Raw genomic sequence first — 18,913 nt, forward strand, 5'->3', positions numbered from 1 at the left:
TCAACACACGTCGATCATCAACGCGTGGCTTGCCGTGTGACTTGGGGAAGAAGGGCTCAAGACGCGCCATCTGCGCATCCGTCAGCCAGAAAAGACCAGACATGCTCACCGCTCGGTTTTCGAAGCGTGAATCATGCTCCAACGCGGAAATCAATGGGTCCTGACCCTAGCTGGGCTATATCGGTTCTAATAGGCCCGGCATTCAGCGTTATCGTGTCACGATCGACCGTCAGTATGCTCTCATTTGTGAGCGCTTTGCGTATCGTGCTCAGCGATTGGCGCAGACTGGCGCGTCCAGCGCCTTCGAGAGATCCTGGCCATACCAGCTCGACCAGCCTGTCCCGCGCAACTGGATGGCCTGGATGTGCGGCCAGAAAAGCAAGAACCGCGCGATCTTTGCAGCCTGACAAACCAAGACTTTTGCCAGATGCATCGGTCACGGAAAACGCACCGATCAATCGGAAAAAATACAAAAATTCGTCCGAATTCTCACGATTTTGCATTTCTTTGACGGTCACCTCCCGCCTTAGCTGACGCGCTCATCTCAAAACTAAAGCCAGCAACCTTCAGAATCGAGGAGAAACGAGATGAGCCTTTATGACGGACCGCGAGACGTGACCCAGCATCTGAAGCAATTGGAGAAGAGATGTGGGCTGGGTGAGACACTTGATGACCGGCAACAGCATCACGGTTGGAGAGCGGAGCGGGATTGGGCGCAAAGGAAGGAACCCGACTGCGAGGGCTGTGTTGAGAAGTCCGGCCGTGCGATTGCTGCAGAGGTTGGGAATAAGATCTTGGGCTGGATACGACCTTTAGGGAAAGCGCTGTGAAACTGGTAATTCTCTGACAAGACTTCGATCATGTTGGCGTCCGCTTCGAGACCGTAACCATGCAGTTTTATTGTGGCGTGGGGCGATAACACAACGCCCCACTGTTTTTCGTCGGTCCAACCGTCCAGTTTTGATCCGCGACCCACTGAAATCATTCACTTTTTAACAGACTTCTAATCAGCAGGTTCGGGGTTCGAGTCCTCGTGGGATCGCCATAATTTCAACGGCTTAGGGTTTTCTTGGCCAGCATGTCGGCTGGAGCGTCTTGCCCTGCTGATCGCGCGGCTTCTAGCATCGAAGTCCGGTCACCTGCTTGGTGACGTCGTTTTGCTGTGCCACGTGTGATGCGTTCAATACGGCCTTTCCCGATCGCCCTGACGTGTGCGGCCAGCCCTTTGGCTATCGTTCAGCAGGCGGTTATTTCGACACGTTCGTTTGGCTGCAGGAAGATGGCACTATACATTGCGGCGTGGAACCTCTATCCGCACACGATTGCCCGTCGACGGGCGCCCTTATTCGAAGAAGACAACTCCCTTGAAGAAAACTCTGCAAGACGCCCTCGATGCGCGTGGCTACACAACGCTGACCCCTGTCCAGGAGGCGGTTCTCGATCCTGCCCATGTTGGTGCCGACCTTCTGGTTTCTGCGCAGACCGGATCGGGAAAGACGCTGGGCTTCGGTCTTGCGATCGCGCCGACCATTCTTGGAAACGATGATGTATTCGGGCCGGCGGCAGCACCGCTCGCGCTGGTGATCGCACCGACGCGTGAGCTTGCCATGCAGGTCAAGCGAGAGTTGGCGTGGCTCTATGCGCCAGCGGGCGTGGTCATGGCCTCGACCGTGGGCGGCATGGACATGCGCGACGAACGCCGCGCGCTTGAACGCGGCGCGCATATTGTCGTGGCCACGCCGGGCCGCCTGCGGGACCACATCATGCGGGATTCCATCGATCTGTCCCATTGCCGTGCCGTCGTGCTGGACGAGGCGGATGAAATGCTGGATCTCGGCTTTCGCGAGGATCTGGAGTTCATCCTGGGAACGGCGCCCGCGGATCGCCAGACGCTTCTTTTCTCGGCCACGGTGCCGCCGCAGATCGCCAGGCTGGCTCAGAGCTATCAGCGGGACGCGATCCGGGTCGTTACCAAATCCGAAGCCAGCCAGCATGCCGACATCGCCTATCGCGCGATGTCGGTTGCAGAGCGTGACACCGAGAACGCTGTGATCAACGCGCTGCGGTATTACGAGGCCCCGAATGCGATCGTCTTCGCCAATACGCGGGCGATGGTGAACCGTCTGACCACGCGTCTGTCGAACCGTGGCTTTCAGGTCGTGGCATTGTCCGGGGAATTGTCGCAGTCCGAGCGGACCCATGCGCTTCAGGCGATGCGCGATGGGCGTGCGCAGGTATGCGTGGCGACGGACGTGGCCGCGCGGGGGATCGACTTGCCGAACCTCGATCTTGTCGTGCACGCAGAGCTGCCATCGAACTTTGAAACCCTGCTTCACCGGTCTGGCCGCACAGGGCGTGCCGGGCGCAAGGGGGTGTCCGCCCTGATTGTGACACCGAAGGTTCGCAAGAAGGCAGAGCGCATTCTTGCAATGGCAAAGTTGAAAGCTGACTGGGGACCGGCCCCGGCGGCCGAAGAGGTTTTGGCGCGCGACGAAGAACGCATGTTCACCGATCCGACTTGGCAGACGCCAGTGGCGGAATCCGAAGCCCCGGTGGTGGCGCGTATCGTTGCCGAGCAATCGCCGGAACAGATCGCGGCCGCTTATCTGCGCCTTTTCCGCGAGAACCATACCGCTCCTGAAGAGTTGTCCGATCCGAACGAAAAGCGCCCGCCGCGCGTGGAGTTTGGTCCAAGCGTCTGGTTCGCTGTGTCCGGTGGCCGGGCGGCGGATGCCGAGCCGCGCCGCATCCTGCCGATGATCTGCGGTTCCGGCGATCTCAGCAAGGAAGATGTCGGAGCGATCCGCATACAGCAGGATCATTCGCTGGTGCAGATCAAGGCGGCGTCGGTCGAGCGTTTTCTGAATGCGGTTGGGCCGACGATGGAGTTGGAGAAGGGTGTGACCCTGAAACAGCTCGATGCGGCGCCCGAGTTCGAAGGGATGCCACGGCCCAGCAACAAGCGCGGAACGAAAAGCGACCGCCAAGGCCCGGGCCCCAGGCCGCAGGGGGACCGAGCGCCCCGCGAACGGCAGAACGAAGGACCGCAAAGAGAGGCAAGACCGGAGCGGACTGAAGCGCCGAAGCCTGTCAGAAAACCCGAACCGGTCCAAAGCAAGCCCCGAAAACCGGCGGCCAAGACGCCGGATATACCTGCCGGGCCAGACCGTGAAGTGCGGCGCAAGGAAGGCGCATCGGGCGGCGATCGCCCGCCGCGCCGGTCTGAAAGCGGAACCAAGGCCAAGCCACATCGTGTGAAGGACAAGCCCAAAGGCCCGCCGCCGCCGAAAGGCAAGCCAAACAGCAAGAAGAACAAAGCCCGCGCCGCCGCGCGGGCAGGAGCAAACGATCCGTCGCAAAGTTTGCGCAAGACCAGGGGCGGCGCCGGCAAGCCGGGCGGCAAGTTCGGGGGCAAGCCGGGTAAGCCGGGTAAGCCACGGTAAGGTTCCAACCTGCCGATTGCGCAGGCATGTCTATTGCGGGCGAAAAAAAGGGGCGCTGATGCGCCCCTTTTCTGTTCATGCGGGTTCCGGTCTTACTGACGGGCGAGCAGTTTCCACTTGCCGCCTTCGACGATCGAGATGGTGATCTCGTCCGCACCCTGGTGGTCGCCCGGACCATAGGCGATACGGGTGTCGAGAAGCTCGGAATAGTAATCGACCGTCTCCATGCCCTTCTGGAAGCTTTCATGGGTCAGATCGGGACCAGCGGCCTCGAGCGCCATCACAAGCGTTTCCGCCGCGTTGTAGCCCAGCATGGCAAAGCCGCTTGCCGGCTGGCCGTATTCCTCTTCGTAGGCTTTGATGAAGGCGGCGGGCACGGGGTCTGCCGCGCGTGCGGCAAGATCGACCCAGCCGGCCGCGGCATAGAGACCTTCGGTCACGCCGTTCGGGACCGCTGCCACGGGTTCGAGGAAGCCTGCGGAGGTGTTGAGAAACTTGGCTTCGGTCCAGCCAAGCTGCTTGGCCGTGCCAACGACCGTGATGCCGGCGCGCACACCCAGCGCCATCACGATGACTTCGCAGTTTTCGCTGCGGAGTTTCTGAACGGCGCCAACGAAGTCCTGTTCGTCCGGCTTGTGGGTGGTTTCGGAAACGAAGGTCGTGCCCAGGCTTTCGGTGCTTTCCTTGGCGGCGGTCGCGATCTCGATACCGAAGTCGGTCGGCAGGTACATCGCGCAGACATTGGTGTGACCGAACTGTTCGTTCAGATATTTGATACCCGCGACGGTCTGGTCATAGTAGCTGGCGAAGCCGGTGTATTTGTTGTCGATCGGCTCGGACAGCATTTCGCGGGCCGCCGACAGCGGGTTCAGGTTCGGGATGCCCTTGGGATCGAGGATCTTGAAACCGGCCAGGTTGTGCGGTGTGCCAAGCGTCAGCATCATCGCGAACACCTTGTCGCGGTTCACCAGCTTGTTGAAAGCCTGCGCAGCCTTGGGCAACTGGTAGGTGTGATCCTCGACGACAAAGCGGATCTGACGGCCATGCACGCCGCCTGCTTCGTTCACTTCCTTGATCTTGAGGTTCGCGCCGTTGATCGCCGGAACGCCCACCGCAGCAAAGATGCCGGACAGGTCATTGGCCGAGCCGATCACGATTTCGCTGTCGGTGACGCCCTGGGTTTCGGCGAATGCCGCCTGGGTCATCCCCAGCGCAAGCGCACCGCCCAGCACGGATTTCATGAGGGTCTTCATTGTGGTCTTTCCTCCCTAGGTCTCGCCCCGTTTATGCGGGGCTTGGTCAATACATATCATCAATCAACGGCTTGTGGCGTTTTTCCACAAAGCCACGTTTCAATTTCATGGTCGGTGTCAGCTCTTCGTCTTCGGCTGTCAGCAGCACGTCGATCAGGCGGAAATCCTTGATCTGTTCGACGCGGGCGAATTCCTTGTTCACCTGTTCGACTTCCTGGCGGATCAGATCCTGAACCTGCGCCGCGCGGCACAGAGAGGCGAAGTCAGAGAACGGCACTTTCTTTTCCTGTGCGTATTTCTCGACGTTCTCCTGGTCGATCATGATCAGCGCGGTCAGGTATTTCCGCTTGTCGCCTATGATGACCGCGTCGTTGATGTAGTGGCTGAACTTCAGGCGGCTTTCGATTTCGGCCGGCGTGATGTTCTTGCCGCCCGCGGTGATGATGATGTCCTTGAGGCGGCCGGTGATGGTCACATAGCCGTCATCGTCGACCCGTCCCACATCGCCCGTGCGCAGCCAGCCGTCATCGGTGAAGGTTTCGGCGGTCTTTTCGTTGTTGCGCCAGTAGCCCTGGAAATTGTTCAGGCCCTTGGTCTGGATTTCGCCGTCGTCCGCGATCCGTACATGCACACCCGGCACCGGTTTGCCGATCGTGCCGACCTTGTTTTCGTCGGGCGTGTTGATCGTTGCGATACCGGCGGTTTCGGTCATGCCGTAGCCTTCGACGAGGGGCACGCCGATCGACCAGTACCATTTCAACAGTTCGGGCGAGATCGGCGCCGCCCCGGTGCCGCCCCGACGCATCCGGTCAAAGCCCAGCATGCGGCGCAGGTTCTTCAGCACCAGTTGATCCCAGACCCAATAGTTCAGCGCGGTTCCTGCAGGAACGCTGCCTTTCTCCATCAGCGCCTTGGTGCGTTTCTGCCCGGCCTTCAGCGCGAGGTGAAACGACGCGCGTCCGAACCACGTCGCCTCCTGCGCGAGGATCAGAACGCGGGAATAGATCTTTTCCCAGACCCGCGGCACGGCGGTGAATGTCATTGGGCTGACTTCCTGCAGGTTGTCGAAAACCGTTTCCGGGCTTTCGGCAAAGTTCACCGTGCATTTCGCAGCGAGTGGGAAGTAGATCGACACGTCGCGTTCGAGGATGTGGCATAGCGGCAGGAAGCAAAGCTGCTCGTCCTCGGGTTTGGCGGGTAGGCCATGCGCGCCCGCGGTGATGGCGGCCATGATGTTTTCGTTCGACAGCATGGCGCCCTTGGGCATTCCGGTGGTGCCCGAAGTGTAGATCAGCAGGGCCGTATCTTCGGGGCGGGATTTTTCGACCTCCGCGTCGAAGGTTCCGGGCTCGGCGGCATCGGCCTGTCTGCCGATATCATAGAGTTCCTCGATGAAGATGCAGCGATCATGATCGAGATCGTGCAGGCCTTCGTCTTCCAGGATGATCACCTTGAGAACGCCGGGAACCTCGCCTTCGATTTCCAGGAACTTGTCGAGCTGCTCTTCGTTCTCGACGATCAGGAACCGCGAGTCGCTGTCTTTCAACAAATAGGCAAGCTGCGCCGCGCTGTCGGTGGTATAGACCCCCGAGGCAATGCCGCCCACGGCCTGAATCCCGAGGTCGAAATAGGCCCATTCCTTGCGGTCTTCCGACAGGATCGACACACATTCACCACGCTGCAGGCCAAGTTTCCGCAGCGCCATGCCGATCCATTTTGCATGTGTCCAGTAATCGCCCCATGTGTAGGCTTTCCAGATCCCGAAATCCTTTTCGCGATGCGCGGTCCGGCTGCCCAGTTCCTTGCAGCGCGCGGCGAACAGTTTGACGATGGTATCCTGCCCGTCGACCGTGACGGGCCGGGCGTCGGGGATCGCGTTGAACACGACGCCGTTGATGGTGATCTTGTCCGATGCGGCATTGGCGTTCATCGTGTCACCTCCAGGTCTTCTTGCGCTTCCAGCGTTTTTCGCCGCGAGCGCCTTCTTCGGTATGGCCCAGGTAGAAGCTCTTGATGTCCTCGCTTTCCTTCAGGCGCGCGGAAGAGCCGTTCATCACGATACGGCCCAGTTCCATCACATAACCCTGATCGGCGAGGTTCAGCGCGGCGCTGGCGTTCTGTTCGACCAGCATCATCGTCACGCCTTCGTCCTTGTTCAGGCGTTTCAGGATGTCGAAAATTTCCTGAACCAGCAAAGGCGACAAGCCCAGGCTGGGTTCGTCGAGCAGCATGATTTCCGGGCTCAGCATCAGGCCGCGGCCGATGGCAAGCATCTGTTGCTGCCCCCCTGACAGGGTGCCAGCCTCCTGGTTGCGGCGTTCGGCCAGGATCGGGAAGTATTCGAAGACCAGCTCCTTGTCTTTTGCGATCGAGGACTTGTCGCTGCGTGTGTAGGCGCCGAGGTTCAGGTTTTCCTCGACCGTCAAGAGGGGGAAAACCTCGCGCCCTTCGGGCACGTGCACGATGCCTGCGCGCACGACTTTGTGCGGCTCCCACCCTTCGATGTGCTTGCCCTGGAACAGGATTTCGCCCTTTTCCGGGTCCATGATGCCCGAAATCGTTTTCAGCAGCGTCGTCTTGCCGGCACCGTTCGCGCCGAGCACCGTCACGACCGAGCCCTTGTGCACCTCGAGGCTGACGCCCCGGATCGCCATGATCGGTCCGTAAAAGGTTTCGAGGTTGCGGACCTCCAGCAGGGGTTTGTCGCTCATGCCGCGTCCCCCGTGCCAAGATAGGCCTCGATCACGGCAGGATGGTTCTGCACTTCTTGCGGCGTGCCTTCGGCAAGCTTCGCACCGTCGGCAAGCGCAAGAACCCGGTCGCAGACCTTGCTGACCAGCCCCATGTCATGTTCAACCATCAGAACCGTAATCCCCATCTGGCGGCGGATATCGTCGATCCACCAGCGCATGTTCTGCGTTTCCTCGACCGACAGGCCCGATGCGGGTTCGTCGAGCAGCAACAGCCGTGGCTTGGACGCCAGCGCGCGGCCCATCTCGACGACCTTGCGCACACCGTAGGGCAGGCCCGCGATGCGCTTGTTCCGGTAGGGCTGCAGATCCAGGAAATCGATAACCTCTTCGACGGCCTCGCGGTGTTCGCGTTCTTCGCGCCGGACGCTGGGAAGATGCAGCATCTGCTCAACCAGCGTTGTCTTGCGGTGACGGTGACGACCGACCAGCAGGTTGTCGAGAACGGTCGCCTGATCGAACAGCTCGATGTTCTGGAACGTGCGCGCGATGCCCAGGCTTGGCACTTCGTCGGGTGCAAGTTTCAGCAGGTCTTTGCCGTCAAAGGTGATCTTGCCTTCCACGGGCGTGTAGAAACGCGAAATCAAGTTGAAGACCGTCGATTTGCCGGCGCCGTTCGGGCCGACAAGGGCAAAGACTTCGCCCTCGTTGACCGTCATGCTCAGCTTGTTCACGGCGGTCAGGCCGCCGAATTTCAGCGTCACGTTGTCGAGCGTCAGCAGACTCATCTCAGGCGCTCCGTCTTGAGGTAGGATTTCTGGCGGCGGAACATGTCCTTGCGCGCGAAGGGGAACAGTTCAAGGAAGGTGCGGATCTTCAGCCACCGCCCATAGAGCCCCATCGGTTCGAACAGGATGAACAGGATCATGATCAGGCCGAACACGCCGGTTTCCAGGCCGGGGATCGCGACGGTGCTGCCAAGGCTGTCGGTCGCAATCGACAGAACCTGCGGCAGGAACGCGATGACGATGGCCCCCAGGAACGCGCCATGGATAAAGCCAAGCCCGCCCACGACGATCATCATCAGCAATTGGATCGACAGGATGAAAGTGAAGGTCTCGTTGTTGAAGACTTCGGCGAACAGGCCCATCAGCGCCCCGCCAAGCCCGGTGATGCCGGCCGAGATGCCAAAGGCGATCGTCTTGGTCCGCGCGATGTTGACGCCCATGGCCTGTGCCGAGATTTCGCTGTCGCGCACGGCAGCGAAGGCGCGACCCATCGGTGCGCGCAGGAGATTGCGGTAAAACAGGGTCACCACCAGCACGACGACCAGCGCCATGTAGTACCACGCCGTCGGGTTGGACCAGCGGTTGATCTCGATCCCGAAGACGTAGATGGGCGGCGCGAACTTGCCTGCCACGCCCCCCGTCCAGGGTTCCAGCATCACGATCAGGTCGTCGGTCAGGATCGCCAGCGCCAAGGTTGCGATGGCAAGGTAGACGCCGTGCAGCTTGAGCGCCGGAATGGCGATCAGCGCACCGATCAGGCCCGTGATGATGCCGCCAAGCGGAAACGCCAGAATGAAGGGCAGGCCGGCTTCCATCAGAAGGACGCAGGCATAACACCCCATCGCCATGAAGGCCGAGTGCCCAAGGCTGGCTTGCCCGGTCTGGCCGGTCAGCAGCATCAGGCCCAGCCCGCAGGTCGACCAGATCAGGACGTTGGTCGCCTCGCCCAGAAAGAAATCGTCGATCAACCAGGGCAGGGCGATCATCAGCGCCAGCAGGGCGGCGTAAAGAAAGGCCTGCCAGCCGTCCTGGAACAGCCGGATGTCATGGTCGTAGCTGGTCTTGAAATGGATACGCATGGCCTCAGACCTTCTTGACGCGGACCTGCGCGAACAGGCCGTGAGGACGGAACAGAAGCACGCCGATCAGCAGAGCGTAGGGCGCGATCTGCGACCAGCCGGCCGGCAGGTAACGCGCGGCGAAGGGTTCGATGATGCCCACGATCAACCCGCCCATCAGCGCGCCGGGAAGGCTGCCGAACCCGCCGATGACGGCCGCGGCGAATGCCTTGATCCCGATGAACCCGGCATTCGGGTCGATTGCCCCTTTTGATGCGTATAGGATGCCGGCCACTGCGGCGACGATGCCCGCCAATGCCCAGACAAGGCCCTGGATGCGCTTTACGGGGATGCCCATGTAATAGGCCGCCATCTGGTTCTGGCTTGCGGCCTGCATGGCCAGCCCGACCTTGGTGCGCTGGAAGAACTGCCACAAAAGCAGCGTCAGCAGGAAGGTCACGATGATGATCGCGACATCGGCCATCCCCAGGACAAGTTCCCCCATCCGCAGATCGCCCAGCGCCAGCGGCGAGTGGAGCGAAAGCGGCTCGTGGCCCCAGATCAGCCCCGCCACGAACCGCAGGATGAAGCCGAGGGCGATGGTCAGGATGATGATCGCGACCTGGTTCTGCCCGAATACTGCGCGCAGAACGAAAAGATCCAGCAGATAGCCGAATATGCCCATGATCACGAAAACGATCGGAAGCGCGACCCAGAAGTTCAGCCCCATGAATTCGGGGTTCACAAGGCCGAGCGTGACGAACGCACCCAGCATCATGAAGTCGCCTTGCGCGAAATTCACGGCTTCTGTCGCCTTGTAGATGAGCACGAAGCCCAAAGCGACGAGCCCGTAGACACAGCCGTTGGCCATGCCGCTGATGAGAAGCTGAAGAACTTCCACCGCGATCCTCCCTATATGTTGCGGCCCGCAATCTTGATTGCTGCGGTCCCGCCGTGCCCGGCATTTTCGGACACACTTGCCCTCCTCAGGCAAGTGGCACGATCCGTCCACAAAATGCGTCACGGGTCAACATCTGGTGATAAAGTGACGTTGCGGAAATTTCAACCGCAATGCGGAAGAAAGGCCCCGCGCGCTTGCGACGCAACGGCAGTCTGGACGCCGCAGCGGGACTGTCGGCATGATCCGGGCAAAACCGGATCATGGGAGGTCATTATGGGTCTGTTCACGCCAACGGCAAGCTGGGTCATGGATGAACACAGGATGTTCGCCGATGCCGTTTCGCGCGTATTCGACGACGCGCTTGTTCCCAATATCGAAAAATGGGTCGACCAGGGTCGGGTCGACCGCGAATTCTGGGAGCTTGCCGGCGCGCAGGGCATCATTGGCGGGTCCGTTCCCGAGGCCTATGGCGGCGCGGGCGGCGGCATGGGGTTCGACGCGATCGCGGTTTACGAACAGGGGGCGGTCGGCGATTGCGGCTGGGGGTATTCGATCCAGTCGATCGTCCTGCACTACCTGCTTACCTATGGCTCGGAAGAGCAGAAGCAGCGCTGGGTGCCCGACCTCGTGGCGGGCAAGCGCGTGGCTGCGATCGCCATGACGGAACCCGGCTGCGGCTCGGACTTGCAGGCGGTCAAGACGACTGCCGAGAAAGACGGCAACCAATATCGTATCAACGGCTCGAAGACGTTCATCACGAACGGTCAGACTGCCGACCTGATCGTCGTCGTCGCCAAGACCGACAAGGCGGCGGGCGCGAAGGGGGTTTCGCTGATCGTTGTCGAAGCCGACCAGGTCGAAGGGTTCCGGCGGGGACGCAACCTGAAAAAGCTGGGCATGAAGGCCAACGACACGTCGGAACTGTTTTTCGAGGACGTGAAAGTGCCGCAGACGAACCTGCTGGGCGCAGAAGAGGGGCAGGGCTTCTACCAGTTGATGCGGCAATTGCCCTGGGAGCGTCTGGTTATCGCGATCACCGCGCTGGGCAGTATCGATTTCGCCCTGTCCGAAACGATCAAGTATGTGCAGGAACGCAAGGCGTTCGGCCAGCGGTTGATGGATTTCCAGAACACCCGCTTCAAGCTGGCCGAGATGAAGACCAAGGCCGAAGTGTTGCGTGCCTTCGTCAATGATTGCATCGGCCGCGCCGAGGCCGGCACGCTGGATGCCGCTACTGCGTCCATGGCGAAATACTGGGGCAGCGAAACCCAGAACGAGGTCATGCACGAATGCCTGCAACTGTTTGGTGGCTACGGCTTCATGATGGAATATCCGATCGCGCGGCTTTATGCGGACGCGCGTGTGCAGATGATCTATGGTGGCACAAACGAGATCATGAAGGAACTGATCGCCCGCTCCATCGACGTGTGAACGCGGTCCGTGTCTTGGGCCCGGCGGCTTTGCCGGGCCTTGGAGCTGATATGCAATAAAAATGCATTTGCATACTTCAATCTTAAAATATTTGCCTTTGAAATAGTTTTCGCCTGGGTTACGCTTGGTAAAAGTGATGGATTCGGGGAGGCGATGCCATGAAGATCGCATGTTTGGGCGGTGGGCCCGCAGGGCTCTATTTTGCCATTTCGATGAAGCTGCGTCAGCCGGATGCGGATATTACCGTGTTCGAACGAAACAAGGCAGATGATACGTTCGGCTGGGGCGTGGTTCTGTCGGATGACGCGTTGGAAAACCTGGCGGAGAACGATCCCAAGAGTGCCGAGGCGATCCGCGAGAATTTCGCGTATTGGGACGACATCGCCGTGGTGCATGACGGGCATCGCACGGTGTCGGGCGGCCACGGGTTTGCCGGTATCGGGCGGATGAAGCTGCTGCTCTTGCTGCAGGAGCGTGCGCGCGAACTGGGTGTGAACCTGCAGTTCGAAACCGAGGTCGGCCCTGTCGAGCAATATTCCGAAGACTACGACCTTGTCGTGGCCGCCGACGGTCTGAATTCGCGGGTCCGCGACGCGTGGGCCGAGCATTTCAAGCCCGATATCGATACGCGCCTGTGCAAGTTCATCTGGCTCGGTACGCATCAGAAATTCGACGATGCGTTCACGTTCATCTTCGAAAAGACCGAACATGGCTGGGTCTGGGCGCATGCCTACCAGTTCGACGACAACACGGCGACGTTCATCGTGGAATGCACGCAAGAGACCTGGAACAACTGGGGTTTCGAAGGCATGTCGAAGGAAGAGATCGTCGAAACCTGCCGCAAGATATTCGAGGATCACCTGGACGGGCACGAGTTGATGTCCAACGCCAAGCACCTGCGCGGATCGGCCGTCTGGATCAACTTCCCTCGCGTGAACTGCGAGAAATGGCATCACAAGAACGTGGTCCTGATGGGGGATGCCTCGGCGACGGCGCATTTCTCGATCGGGTCGGGGTCGCGGCTGGCCTTTGACAGTGCGATCGCCCTGGCCGAATTCGTCGATACCGAGCCGACGCTGGAAGATGCGTTCCGAAAGTATCAGGACGAACGCCGCCTCGACGTGCTGCGCCTGCAATCGGCGGCGCGCAACAGCCTGGAATGGTTCGAAGAGGTCGAAAGGTATCTCGATCTGGATCCGGTGCAGTTCAACTATTCGCTGCTGACCCGGTCGCAGCGCATTTCGCATGAAAACCTGCGCCTGCGCGATCCCCAATGGCTGCAATCGGCGGAAAAATGGTTCCAGATGCAGGCAGGCGTCTCGGAAAACGCGCCCGTCCGCCCACCGATGTTCGCACCCTACAAGTTGCGGGACATGGAGTTGAAGAACCGTGTCGTCGTCAGCCCCATGGCGCAGTACAAGGCCGTCGACGGATGCCCGACCGACTGGCACTTCGTCCACTATTCGGAACGCGCCAAGGGCGGGGCGGGGCTTGTTTATACGGAAATGACCTGTGTCTCCCCCGAAGGCCGGATCACGCCGGGTTGTCCGGGCCTTTACGCCCCTGAACACGAGGCGGCGTGGACGCGCCTGAATGATTTCGTGCATGCCGAAACGCAGGCAAAGCTGTGTTGCCAGATCGGCCATTCCGGGCGCAAGGGCTCGACCCAGCTTGGTTGGGAAAAGATGGATGCGCCGCTGAAGTCGGACAACTGGGATCTGGTGTCGGCCTCGCCCATTCCCTGGTCGCCGGAAAACGCAACCCCACGCGAAATCACCCGCGCCGAGATGGACGAGGTGCGCGACCAGTTCGTGGCGGCGGCCGAGATGGCCGAACGGTCCGGGTTCGACATGATCGAATTGCATGCCGCGCACGGGTATCTTCTGTCTTCCTTCATCTCGCCCAAGTCGAATATCCGGCAGGACGAATATGGCGGCAGCCTTGAAAACCGCATGCGCTATCCGCTCGAGGTGTTCGCAGCGATGCGGGCCGTGTGGCCAGAGGCCAAGCCGATGTCGGTACGCATCTCGGCGAACGACTGGGTCGGTGACGAGGGCGTGACCCCCGAAGAAGCGGTCGAAATCGCCCGCAGGTTCTGGGAGGCCGGGGCCGACATCATCGACGTGTCGGCAGGCCAGACCAGCATCGATGCCAAGCCGGTGTATGGCCGCATGTTCCAGACCCCGTTCTCGGACCGCATCCGCAACGAGGCGGGCATTTCCACCATGGCGGTCGGCAATATCTACGAGGCGGACCACGCGAACTCGATCCTGATGGCGGGACGTGCCGACCTCGTGGCCGTCGCGCGCCCGCATCTGGCCGATCCGTACTGGACGCTGCACGAAGGTGCAAAGATCGGTGACCGGCTCGAAGAATGGCCGCTGCCCTATCTTGCGGGCCGGGACCAGGCATGGCGGCTGGCCGACCGCGAGGCGGAAATGCAGCAGGTGCGCGTCTGATGGATGGCAAGCATGTCATCGTAACCGGCGGCGGCACCGGCGTTGGTGCCGACATGGCCGAGACCTTTGCCCATGCGGGTGCCAAGGTCACGATCATGGGGCGCCGCGAGGCGCCGCTGCGCGAGGTTGCGAAACAGCACAAGTTCATCGGCTGGATTACCTGCGATGTCACCGATGCTGCGGCGGTGCGTGATGCGTTCCGGCAGGCGCGCGGGTTGAACGGGCCGGTCGATGTCGTCGTCGCCAATGCCGGTGCAGCGGAAAGCAAACCGTTCGAGTCCATGACGACGGATGACCTGGATGCGATGCTGCGCGTTAATCTGACGGGCGTCTTTCACACCTTCCAGGCGGCGCTGCCAGACATGAAGGCCCAGGGCTGGGGGCGCATGATTGCCGTCGCCTCGACGGCGTCGCTAAAGGGCTATCCTTACGTTGCGGGCTATGTCGCGGCCAAGCATGGGGTTCTTGGCCTGGTCCGGGCGCTGGCGGTCGAACTGGCGCGGACAGGCGTGACGGTCAACGCGCTGTGCCCTGGTTTCATCGAGACACCTTTGCTCGAGCGTTCGATTGCGAATATCGTCGAAAAGACCGGCATGAGCGAAGAACAGGCCGCGAAATCGTTGCGCGCGGGCAATCCGCAGGGGCGGTTCATTCAGACCGATGAGGTCGCGGGTGCCGCTCTGTGGCTGTGTTCCGAGGCTGCCCGTTCGGTGAACGGTCACGCTTTGGGCCTGACGGGGGGTGAGATATGAGTGAGCAGGTGGAACTGAACCGGAGCACGGAAGAGTCGAAAGCGCGGCTGCGGCTATGGCTTCGCTTGCTTGGGGTTACCCGCAAGATCGAGAACGAATTGCGCGACAAGCTGCGCCGCGACCATAACACCACGCTGCCGCGGTTCGATGTCATGTCGGCGCTGAACCGGCATCGTGACGGGCTGCGGATGTCCGAACTGTCGGGGGTGCTGAAGGTTTCGAACGGAAACGTGACAGGCATCGTCGACCGGCTGGCCGAAGAAGGGCTTGTCGAACGCGTGCCCGTTCCGGGGGACCGCCGTGCCATGATGGCGCGGCTGACCCCGCGGGGACAGGACGTGTTTGCCGGTCAGGCGGCCGAGCACGAGGCATGGATCGACGCGCTTTTTGCCGACATGGGCGCCGACGAGGCGCAGGGATTTGCCGTCCGGCTCAAGGAATTGGCCGAGGCGCTGGAGACGAGGGAAGACAAGGAATGACGCCGATGCGCACCGACGTGAAACATTTTCTGCTGAGTATCGAGGACGGCATCGCGACCGTCCGGCTGGACCGCCCCGAGCGCAAGAACCCGCTGACATTCGACAGCTATGCAGAACTGCGCGACTGGTTCCGCGACCTGCATTACGCCGATGACGTCAAGGCGGTGGTCTTTGCCTCGAATGGCGGCAATTTCAGCTCGGGCGGCGATGTGCACGACATCATCGGCCCGCTGACCCGCATGAACATGAAAGAGCTGCTCGCCTTCACCCGGATGACGGGCGATCTGGTCAAGGCCATCGTCAATTGCGGCAAGCCGGTCATTGCGGCGGTCGACGGCATCTGCGTCGGCGCCGGGGCGATCATCGCGATGGCATCGGATCTGCGGATGGGCACGGCGAATGCGAAGACTGCGTTCCTGTTCACCCGTGTGGGCCTTGCCGGTTGTGACATGGGCGCCTGCGCGATCCTTCCGCGCATCATCGGCCAGGGGCGCGCGGCCGATTTGCTTTACACCGGTCGCGTGATGACGGCCGAGGAAGGCGAACGTTGGGGGTTCTTCAACCGTATCGTCGAGGCGGACACCCTCGAGGCCGAGGCCGTCGCCTGGGCAAGGAAAATCGCCGAAGGGCCGAATTTCGGGCACATGATGACCAAGACCATGCTGGCGCAGGAATGGTCGATGTCGATCGAACAGGCGATCGAGGCCGAGGCGCAGGCCCAGGCGATCTGCATGCAGACCGGCGATTTCGAACGTGCCTACCATGCGTTCGTGAACAAGGAAAAACCGGTGTTCGAAGGCGACTGATCGCGCGCCGGAGGAAGGATGCCTCCGGCGGGAACATTTCGGGCAAGATAAGACAAGGGAGCGCGCAATGGCGGATAAGACATTCCTGAACTGGCCGTTTTTCGACGAAAGCCACAGGGCGCTGTCCGAGGATCTCGAGGCGTGGTGCAAGGCGCATCTGGGTGCCATCGACCATTCCGACACTGATGCGGCGTGCCGCGCCCTGGTGGCGGGCCTTGGCGAGGCCGGTTTCCTGCGCCATTCCGCCGTTGATCCCGATGGTGGGACGGGGCTTGATGTGCGCTCGCTCTGCCTGATCCGGGAAATGCTGGCGCGCCATGACGGGTTGGCCGATTTCGCTTTTGCGATGCAGGGCCTTGGCACCGGAGCGATATCGCTTTTCGGAACCGAAGAACAAAAGCGCCGCTGGCTGACGCAAACCCGTGCCGGGGCTGCGATTTCCGCCTTCGCCCTGACCGAACCGCAATCGGGATCGGATGTCGCGGCTTCGACTCTTACCGCCGAGGAAGACGGTGACGACTTCATCCTGAACGGTGAGAAGACCTGGATTTCCAACGGCGGCATCGCCGATGTCTACACGCTGTTTGCCCGCACGGGCGAGGGGCCGGGCGCAAAGGGGCTGTCTGCTTTCATCGTGCCGGCGGGATTGCCAGGCTTCGAGGTGGTCGAGAGGCTCGAGGTGATCGCGCCGCACCCCCTGGGGCGGTTGAAGTTCACCGATTGCCGGGTTCCCAGGGATGCGTTGCTTGGCGAACGCGGGCAGGGGTTCAAGATCGCGATGTCGGTGCTGGACGTGTTCCGTTCGACCGTGGCGGCGGCCGCATTGGGATTTGCCCGCCGCGCGCTGGACGAGGCGCTGGATCGCGTGACAAGCCGGCAGGTGCAGGGTGCGCCGCTTTTCGACCTGCAGATGGTGCAGGGACATATCGCGGACATGGCGCTGGATGTCGATGCCGCCGCGCTGCTGGTTTATCGCGCGGCCTGGACTAAGGACAGCGGCGCCCCCCGCGTGACGCGCGAGGCTGCTATGGCCAAGCTGTTCGCCACAGACCAGGCCCAGCAGGTGATCGACCGGGCCGTGCAGCTGCATGGCGGTGATGGCGTGCGCAAGGGTCAGAAGGTCGAGGAGCTCTATCGCGATATCCGGGCCTTGCGCATCTACGAAGGCGCGTCCGACGTGCAGCGCGTCGTGATCGCGCGCCAGGCACTGGGAATGCATCATGGGGGCTGACATGCTGGGACCGACAGCACATACCGATACCTTCACGCGGGACAACCTGCCGCCGCGGGATCAGTGGCCGGATTTCCTGCTGGATGGGTTCGACTATCCTGAATTCCTCAATGTCGGGGTCGAGTTGACCGATGCCATGGTGGCAAAGGGGCATGGCGACCGAACCGCGCTGATTGGAAACGGACGCCGCCGCACCTACAAGGAGTTGTCGGACTGGACCAACAGGCTGGCCCATGCGCTGGTGGACGATCTCAAGGTCAAGCCGGGCAACCGCGTCCTGATCCGGTCGGCCAACAACCCGGCGATGGTGGCGGCGTGGCTTGCGGTGACCAAGGTGGGCGCGGTTGCGGTCAACACGATGCCGATGCTGCGCGCGGGTGAGTTGTCCAAGATCGTGGACAAGGCCGAAATCACCCATGCGCTGTGCGACACGCGCCTGATGGATGAGATGATTTCCTGCGCGAAGACCTCGGAGTTTCTCCAGACGGTCGTCGGCTTCGACGGCACGTCCAACCACGATGCCGAGTTGGACCGCCTGGCACTGGAAAAGCCGGTCCAGTTCGATGCGGTAAAAACGGGCCGCGACGACGTGGCGCTGCTGGGCTTTACCAGCGGCACGACCGGCTCGCCCAAGGCGACGATGCATTTCCACCGCGATATCCTGATCATCGCAGACGGTTACGCCCGCGAGGTTCTGAACGTGCAGCCCGAGGACGTGTTCGTCGGCTCGCCGCCTCTTGCCTTCACCTTCGGGTTGGGCGGGCTGGCGGTATTTCCGCTGCGGTTCGGCGCGGCGGCGGCGCTTCTGGAAAACGCCTCGCCGCCCAACCTGATCGAGATCATTCAGAAATTCCGCGCGACGGTGTGTTTCACGGCGCCAACCGCCTATCGCGTCATGTTGCAGGCAATCGACGAAGGTGCCGACCTTTCTTCGCTGCGTGCAGCGGTCAGCGCGGGTGAAACGCTGCCCGCGCCGGTTTACGAGGAATGGATGGAGAAGACGGGCAAGCCGATGCTGGACGGGATCGGCGCGACCGAGATGCTGCATATCTTCATTTCGAACCGGTTCGACGACCACCGGCCCGCCTGCACGGGAAAACCCGTGCGGGGCTACGAGGCCAAGGTGATAGGCGAGGATGGCAAAGAAATGCCGCGCGGCCAGGTTGGCCGGCTGGCGGTGCGCGGGCCGACCGGATGCCGCTACATGGCCGATCCGAGGCAGGCCCATTACGTGATGGATGGCTGGAACGTCACCGGCGATGCGTTTTCGATGGACGAGGACGGCTACCTGCATTTCGCGGCGCGCAACGACGACATGATCGTCAGCTCCGGCTACAACATCGCCGGTCCCGAGGTCGAGGCGGCTCTGCTGGCCCACCCGGACGTTGCGGAATGCGCGGTCGTCGGCATACCGGACGATGCACGGGGCCAGATCGTTCAGGCCCACGTCGTTTTGCGCGATGCCGGCGATGCAGGACCGGCCATGGCAAAACTGCTTCAGGACCACGTAAAGGCGACGATTGCCCCTTACAAATATCCCCGATCAGTGGTCTTTACCGACGCGCTGCCGAAAACCGAAAGCGGCAAAATCCAGCGGTTCCGCCTGAAAGAGGAGTGAAAAG

Annotated in this window: 15 protein-coding genes and 1 pseudogene; 8 read left to right on the top strand and 8 right to left on the bottom strand. The window is 61.4% G+C overall.

Features of this window, described 5'->3' with window-relative positions; genetic code table 11:
- A pseudogene (locus BLT50_RS19050) lies at positions 1–103 on the bottom strand (IS5/IS1182 family transposase); the annotation flags it as partial.
- Between the two features lie 28 nt (positions 104–131).
- Positions 132–518, bottom strand: coding sequence for an AfsR/SARP family transcriptional regulator (locus BLT50_RS14365; RefSeq protein WP_090029407.1), 387 nt, complete (start codon positions 516–518; stop codon positions 132–134).
- Between the two features lie 846 nt (positions 519–1,364).
- Here BLT50_RS14365 and BLT50_RS14370 point away from each other — a divergent pair.
- Entirely contained in the window at positions 1,365–3,443 is a 2,079-nt protein-coding gene (locus BLT50_RS14370) for a DEAD/DEAH box helicase (protein WP_090029408.1), read from the top strand.
- 92 nt (positions 3,444–3,535) lie between these two features.
- Here the strand turns inward: BLT50_RS14370 and BLT50_RS14375 are convergent, their stop codons facing one another.
- Genes BLT50_RS14375 through BLT50_RS14400 form a run of 6 tightly spaced genes read right to left on the bottom strand, consistent with a single transcriptional unit; the run spans position 3,536 to position 10,133 of the window.
- Entirely contained in the window at positions 3,536–4,696 is a 1,161-nt protein-coding gene (locus BLT50_RS14375; RefSeq protein ID WP_090029409.1) for an ABC transporter substrate-binding protein, read from the bottom strand.
- Positions 4,697–4,742: 46 nt separating this feature from the next.
- Positions 4,743–6,626: an AMP-dependent synthetase/ligase gene (locus BLT50_RS14380; RefSeq protein ID WP_090029410.1), complete on the bottom strand. Its 1,884-nt coding sequence runs from the start codon at positions 6,624–6,626 to the stop codon at positions 4,743–4,745.
- Positions 6,627–6,630: 4 nt separating this feature from the next.
- Positions 6,631–7,407 (bottom strand): ABC transporter ATP-binding protein, encoded by a 777-nt coding sequence (locus tag BLT50_RS14385; protein WP_090029411.1) that lies wholly within the window; start codon positions 7,405–7,407, stop codon positions 6,631–6,633.
- Positions 7,404–8,174 carry an ABC transporter ATP-binding protein gene (locus BLT50_RS14390; protein ID WP_090029412.1) on the bottom strand — a complete coding sequence of 257 codons (771 nt, stop codon included), beginning with the start codon at positions 8,172–8,174 and terminating at the stop codon, positions 7,404–7,406. The genes BLT50_RS14385 and BLT50_RS14390 overlap by 4 nt, the downstream gene beginning before the upstream one ends.
- Positions 8,171–9,253: a branched-chain amino acid ABC transporter permease gene (locus tag BLT50_RS14395; RefSeq protein WP_090029413.1), complete on the bottom strand. Its 1,083-nt coding sequence runs from the start codon at positions 9,251–9,253 to the stop codon at positions 8,171–8,173. The genes BLT50_RS14390 and BLT50_RS14395 overlap by 4 nt, the downstream gene beginning before the upstream one ends.
- A gap of 4 nt (positions 9,254–9,257) precedes the next feature.
- Positions 9,258–10,133: a branched-chain amino acid ABC transporter permease gene (locus BLT50_RS14400; RefSeq protein WP_090029414.1), complete on the bottom strand. Its 876-nt coding sequence runs from the start codon at positions 10,131–10,133 to the stop codon at positions 9,258–9,260.
- A gap of 273 nt (positions 10,134–10,406) precedes the next feature.
- Here BLT50_RS14400 and BLT50_RS14405 point away from each other — a divergent pair, with 273 nt between their 5' ends.
- The 7 genes from BLT50_RS14405 to BLT50_RS14435 all read left to right on the top strand — a co-directional run bounded on the left by BLT50_RS14405 (position 10,407) and on the right by BLT50_RS14435 (position 18,909).
- Positions 10,407–11,564, top strand: coding sequence for an acyl-CoA dehydrogenase family protein (locus BLT50_RS14405; RefSeq protein ID WP_090029415.1), 1,158 nt, complete (start codon positions 10,407–10,409; stop codon positions 11,562–11,564).
- 158 nt (positions 11,565–11,722) lie between these two features.
- Positions 11,723–14,023, top strand: a complete 2,301-nt coding sequence (locus tag BLT50_RS14410) for a bifunctional salicylyl-CoA 5-hydroxylase/oxidoreductase (protein WP_090029416.1) — start codon at positions 11,723–11,725, stop codon at positions 14,021–14,023.
- A complete protein-coding gene (locus tag BLT50_RS14415) occupies positions 14,023–14,775 on the top strand; it encodes an SDR family NAD(P)-dependent oxidoreductase (protein ID WP_090029417.1) in 753 nt (250 codons plus the stop codon). Before BLT50_RS14410 ends, BLT50_RS14415 begins: the two co-directional genes overlap by 1 nt.
- Positions 14,772–15,254, top strand: coding sequence for a MarR family winged helix-turn-helix transcriptional regulator (locus BLT50_RS14420; protein ID WP_090029418.1), 483 nt, complete (start codon positions 14,772–14,774; stop codon positions 15,252–15,254). The genes BLT50_RS14415 and BLT50_RS14420 overlap by 4 nt, the downstream gene beginning before the upstream one ends.
- A gap of 5 nt (positions 15,255–15,259) precedes the next feature.
- On the top strand, positions 15,260–16,060 hold the full coding sequence (locus BLT50_RS14425; protein ID WP_090029562.1) for an enoyl-CoA hydratase family protein: 801 nt from the start codon (positions 15,260–15,262) through the stop codon (positions 16,058–16,060).
- Positions 16,061–16,127: 67 nt separating this feature from the next.
- Complete coding sequence (locus tag BLT50_RS14430; RefSeq protein ID WP_090029419.1) at positions 16,128–17,291, top strand: acyl-CoA dehydrogenase family protein; 1,164 nt, start codon at positions 16,128–16,130, stop codon at positions 17,289–17,291.
- A 1-nt stretch (position 17,292) separates the two neighbouring features.
- Positions 17,293–18,909: an AMP-binding protein gene (locus BLT50_RS14435; protein WP_090029420.1), complete on the top strand. Its 1,617-nt coding sequence runs from the start codon at positions 17,293–17,295 to the stop codon at positions 18,907–18,909.
- Positions 18,910–18,913 lie beyond the last annotated feature (4 nt).

The sequence above is a fragment of the Lutimaribacter saemankumensis genome (assembly GCF_900100005.1).
Classification (GTDB): Bacteria; Pseudomonadota; Alphaproteobacteria; order Rhodobacterales; family Rhodobacteraceae; genus Lutimaribacter; species Lutimaribacter saemankumensis.